Here is a 5,009-nt window from a genome sequence, read left to right on the forward strand (position 1 = left end):
GCATACCAGGTTTTTCCTTTTTCTGTTTCATAAGAAAAACCAAGCTTGGGATTGAAGAACCTGTATTGATGCTCGCCACTAACAATCCTGAGGTCATTGTTGATCCCGGAAATGGAATAATCTATCCCCCTGTACTGCATGTCTGCAAAAAGGAAGAGTCCTCTTGTCGCTTCAAAGGTTCCTTTGGCGTAGAGGTTTAAATCATCCTTGACGGCATTGTTGTCGTAATAACGGTCCCTGATTTGGGTGCCACCACTAGTGCCCATCCAGATAATTTCCCCGAAATGATCACCATCATACCTGTTGACACCACCGCCAAAAACAGCATCCCATCTTCCATCATCAGAAAGGTAATTCAATGAAAACACAGCACCATAAAAGTCATTGTCCAGCCATCTTCTTCTGATGATATCTGTTCTTGCGATGGTTTCCCCACCGATTTGAATCGGAGCCAGCCCATATCTGGAAAGGCGGTCATTTTCTCTGAACTGCTCAAAATAGCCCCTTCCATAAGTATAATGCAACGCACCATTTGCTTTCCAGTTGGAATTGATGTTTCCTGTATAAATAAACTGATAATGGTCTTGAGTGTAGTTGTCAACCTGATTATCATAGGTATAGGGATTGAAAGTCCTGTTGGTTTCAAGCAATGCTTCGGGAACTCCCTCCCAGGCCTGATAGGTCTGTTGACTTCCAGAAAAGATATTGAGCTTGAACACATGGTTTTCTCCAAAATATCCACCGGACAAGAAATAAGACCTCATGTCCGATGAAGCCCTGTCAATATATCCATCCGAAGTGATCTGCGATAATCTCGCATCTACCGACCACCTGTTGTTGATCAATCCTGTACCTACTTTGACCATGTTCCTTTGGGTATTGAACGATCCAAAAGAATTGTCCACCTCGGCAAAGGCTTCTTCTTGGTGGGTATCCGTTTGGATATTCAAGCTTGCCCCAAAGGTAGCTGCACCGTTGGTGGAGGTACCTACACCACGCTGGATTTGGATGTTGTCTACCGAGGAGGCAAAATCAGGTTTGTTGACCCAAAATACTCCATGGGATTCTGCATCATTTAGGGGTATCCCATTTACGGTGACATTGATACGGGACTGATCAGATCCGCGGATTCTGATGCCGGTATAACCCACCCCGGCTCCTGCATCAGAGAAACTGACCACGGACGGAGTGAAATTTAGCAGCACAGGAATATCCTGTCCCAAGTTGAGCTTTGCAATATCGGACTTGTCGATCATCTTGAATGTGGTCGGGGTCCTGTCCGTTGCCCTCGTAGCATAGACGATAAACTCCTCGGTCAATAGACTGCTTGGGTTTAGGTTGATCTGAATGGCATCAGAAGTAGGAACATTAATTTCGGTAACAAAACTTTCAAATCCCAGGTAAGTAGCTCTAAGTGTGTAAGATCCGGAAGGAACATTCCTGATTTCGAAATTGCCGTTTAAATCTGCTGTTGCTCCACGACCTGTACCGACCAGGACTATATTGGCACCGGTCAATTCCTCACCGGAATTTTCATTTTTGATATTTCCGCGAACACTGTTTTGGCCATAGGCCATCACTCCAACCAGCCAAAAGGAGATTAGTAAAATTGATTTTTTCATTTTGATTGTAAAATTGCCATTTGATGGCATTTGGTTAAACATCAGAAAATCAGGGGAGATTTTCTGTTTGAAGTTTACCCTTTACCGATAAATATAAAAACAATGATGGTTGCATGCATTGACCGGGAATGAATCCCGGTGGACTTTAAGTCCCCATGGTATTTATTTTTATTGGTTACTCATTTCCCTTCGCCGGCACTACCCGGATCAGGTATTGTGGGTATGATCTCAGCCCGTTGTTTTAAGGCACCCCTAATGATCTTGACGCAAATGTAGATGGAAAAGACTTTGATGCAAAAAAATAGCCAAAGAATAATTCTTTGGCTATATCTAAATCAATCTTTTCAATAAATTAATAGCTATTCCCCAGTTCTCTCAAGTGGTTGACATGGGAAGCAAAAGCCAGTCTCATCTTTGAATGTTCCAAATAGGGAACTCCATACTCCCTACATGTTTCCTTGATGATTTTACTGATCTCAGGGTAATGAACATGGGAGATGTTTGGAAAAAGGTGATGTTCTACCTGAAAATTCAAACCTCCTACAAGCCAAGAAAGTACTTTATTGTCTGTAGCAAAATTTGCAGTTGTTTTTAATTGATGTATTGCCCAGTCATTTTCCAATTTATTTTTTTCATCCGGCAAAGGAAAGGCAGTTTCCTCCAGGGAATGGGCAAGTTGGAATACTACACTTAAGAAAATTCCTGTTGAAACTCCAAAAACCAAGAAGCCTACCAACCATGGCATAAAACCAACCATATAAATTGGCAAAGCCACGAAGAGTATCAAATGAACTAATTTAAACATCCAAAAAGAAGTATGGTCTTTCCATCCCATTTTTTGAATTGGCACTGAACCCACTTTTTTGGTAATATATTTCTTATAATCTGTGACAAATACCCAATACAGGTATAATATGGAATAGACCAATAAAAAATAATGATGTTGATATCTGTGAATGAGATACCTTTTCTGTGAATGGTTTAACCTTAACAATGGCCTTGCATTCATATCATCATCATGCTCAGCCACATTGGTGAAAGAATGATGGGCAACATTATGCTTGGTTTTCCACATAAATACATTAGCTCCAAGAAAATTGATAGAAGAACCTGCAAGATCATTTACCCAGCTTTTCCTACTAAAACTCCCATGTGCACCATCATGCATCACATTGAATCCAATCGCTGAGGCCAACCCACCGAGAAGGATTGCCTCCAGAACTCCAATGGCCCAAAATGGAGTAAAGAAAACCAAGTGGATATATACCGCAATAAAAGCAATCACAAAAAGGATGGCTTTGAAATACAGAGAAGAATTTCCTGTTTGCTTTACATTTTTTTCAGTAAAATAATTTTTGATTCTTTCCTTTAATTCTGAGTGGAAGGAAGTGGCATTATTAAATCTTGGGGCACGCATCATTTTGGTATTGTAATTATTATATTTATTAAGATTGCATGGCAAGTCGGGTGGTTAACATACAGTCTATTCACAAAGGTAGCTTTAAATAAACGTCTTTAACTCTAATATGTGAAGTATGGTATAATTATAAAAAGATTTAACATTTTTTAAAAGATTCCTCTATAAATTCAACAGATTCGATTAATCTTTCCTCAATTGAACCTGAAATAATTTTATAGGGGAAACCGGATTTTATTACTATTTGTTTATAAATCTTAAAAAAGTACTCTCTTTTCTCCGGTTCCGGATGTTCTCTTTGGGGGTCATTTTCCCAGGGAATATCAATGTCAGTCAATAAATACAGATCATATTTTCTTTCGGATATTTGGCGTTCTATCCAAGGATTTACTTTTCCAAATTTGTGCTGACTCCATACTTTAATGACATTTAGGTCTGTATCACAGATAAGGATGTTTTCTGCGCCCAAAATTCCCTTTTCTTCTTCTCTGATCTGACCTTTGGCAATTTCAACCAAATCCTCATATACATAAGGTCTGTCCAATCTTTCAATATATTCTCTGGCATATTCAGGAACCCATGGACATTTTAAATAGTCCGCAAGGCTTTTTGATAAAGTGCTTTTTCCTGTTGATTCAGGGCCTATGACTACGATTTTATGAGGCATATTGCTCCTCTTTAATTTTTGCGGCTTTTATCCATTCTATCAATCCAATGGTGGCCAATACTGTAAAAAACAAAAATTGGAATGAGGTAAGCATCAAACCTTTGTAAAAATACAGTGGCACAGAAACCACGTCAGTGATGATCCATGCTATCCAGTTTTCCACTTTCTTTTTGGCCATCAGCCACATTCCCACAAAAGCCGAAGCTGTTGTAAAAGAATCCCAATAGGGAACGTCGCTGTCCGTGAAATTTGCCAAAACAAAGTAGAGGGTAGCATATGAAGCCAAAAAAAGAATAACTGCTTTTAGGATTCCTTTATTGCTCAACCAGGTGACGGGCAGTTCAGGATTCCCATTGCTTGGGCGGCTCCAAAGATACCAGCCATAAATGGACATGGCAAAGTAATACGCATTGATGCCCATGTCAGCATAGAGCTTGTATTTCAGGCAGATATACACATAAATGATGGTGCTGATCATTCCGGTAGGGAAAACCAGGATGTTTTTCTTGATAGAATAAAACACGCTAGCTATGCCAAAAAAAACAGCCACAGCCTCTAGCCAGGTCATCTCCGCTACCCCATTCTTGATTCCTTCCCAAATCCAATGTAAGTTCATCATTAAAATTTCTTCGGATATTTTCTAATCTCCAAAAGATTTTTTTCTGTAAGAAATTGCTTTGCTGCTTCTTGTATTCTTTTCTGATTTACGGCTTCAATATTTTCAGTTGCCTCCAAAATGACTTCCCAATCAAATCCATAAGTCCGGACTGCCGAAAGCTGCCCGTTCCAATATTGGTTTCTTTTTAGATTTTCGGCCAAAGCAATCCTTCTTGTTTCCTTTACCTTATTGAGGTCTTTTTCAGTAGGTCCGTTTTCCTGTATTTTTCTCACTTCAGCCCAAGCAGCGTCTATCAATTTATCCACCATTTCAGGGCTGCAGGGGAAACCGATGGAAAATGAAAAATTACCTACAGGCTGTATTCCCATGCTTCCATTTGCGCCGACGCCATATACACCCCCAATTTCTTCCATTAGTGTCTCAATCAGCTTGATGGTCAATATTTCTCCCAAATATGAGATATCGGCGGCTTTTTTTCTATCGTATTCCGTCTCCCCGGAAAAATACAGGATCACCTGACTTTTTTCGTCAGTGCCCACTTCAATGGTTTCTGTTTTACCTCTTGGTGCCCTGATTCCCAAATCCACAAATTGATCAGTATTTGATTTATCCGAAGGCAGGCTTCCTATATATTGCTCCAAGAGTGGTTTGAATGTTTCGAGATCAATGTTTCCGGTAAAAAAG

General features: G+C 39.9%; 5 protein-coding genes and 1 riboswitch. All 5 genes read right to left on the reverse strand.

Annotation, left to right across the window (positions count from 1 at the left end; translation table 11 throughout):
* Positions 1-1,622 (reverse strand): TonB-dependent receptor (locus ACEW8O_RS16605; protein WP_373495745.1); only part of this gene is annotated, 1,622 nt, incomplete at its 3' end.
* A gap of 167 nt (positions 1,623-1,789) precedes the next feature.
* Positions 1,790-1,886: riboswitch (TPP riboswitch) on the reverse strand.
* Positions 1,887-1,974: 88 nt separating this feature from the next.
* Positions 1,975-3,039: a fatty acid desaturase gene (locus ACEW8O_RS16610; RefSeq protein WP_373495746.1), complete on the reverse strand. Its 1,065-nt coding sequence runs from the start codon at positions 3,037-3,039 to the stop codon at positions 1,975-1,977.
* Between the two features lie 139 nt (positions 3,040-3,178).
* Entirely contained in the window at positions 3,179-3,706 is a 528-nt protein-coding gene (locus tag ACEW8O_RS16615; RefSeq protein WP_373495747.1) for an AAA family ATPase, read from the reverse strand.
* Positions 3,696-4,322 (reverse strand): nicotinamide riboside transporter PnuC, encoded by a 627-nt coding sequence (pnuC, locus tag ACEW8O_RS16620; protein WP_373495748.1) that lies wholly within the window; start codon positions 4,320-4,322, stop codon positions 3,696-3,698. Before pnuC ends, ACEW8O_RS16615 begins: the two co-directional genes overlap by 11 nt.
* A gap of 2 nt (positions 4,323-4,324) precedes the next feature.
* The coding region (locus ACEW8O_RS16625; protein ID WP_373495749.1) for a M16 family metallopeptidase at positions 4,325-5,009 on the reverse strand (685 nt) is incomplete at its 5' end.

Source organism: Aquiflexum sp. (assembly GCF_041749095.1).
Lineage (GTDB): Bacteria > Bacteroidota > Bacteroidia > Cytophagales > Cyclobacteriaceae > Aquiflexum.

Bases quoted from the DNA above. Each gene is read 5' to 3' on its own strand.
- ACEW8O_RS16610 (WP_373495746.1), bottom strand. From the start codon at position 3,039: ATGCGTGCCCCAAGATTTAATAATGCCACTTCCTTCCACTCAGAATTA.
- ACEW8O_RS16615 (WP_373495747.1), bottom strand. From the start codon at position 3,706: ATGCCTCATAAAATCGTAGTCATAGGCCCTGAATCAACAGGAAAAAGC.
- pnuC (WP_373495748.1), bottom strand. From the start codon at position 4,322: ATGAACTTACATTGGATTTGGGAAGGAATCAAGAATGGGGTAGCGGAG.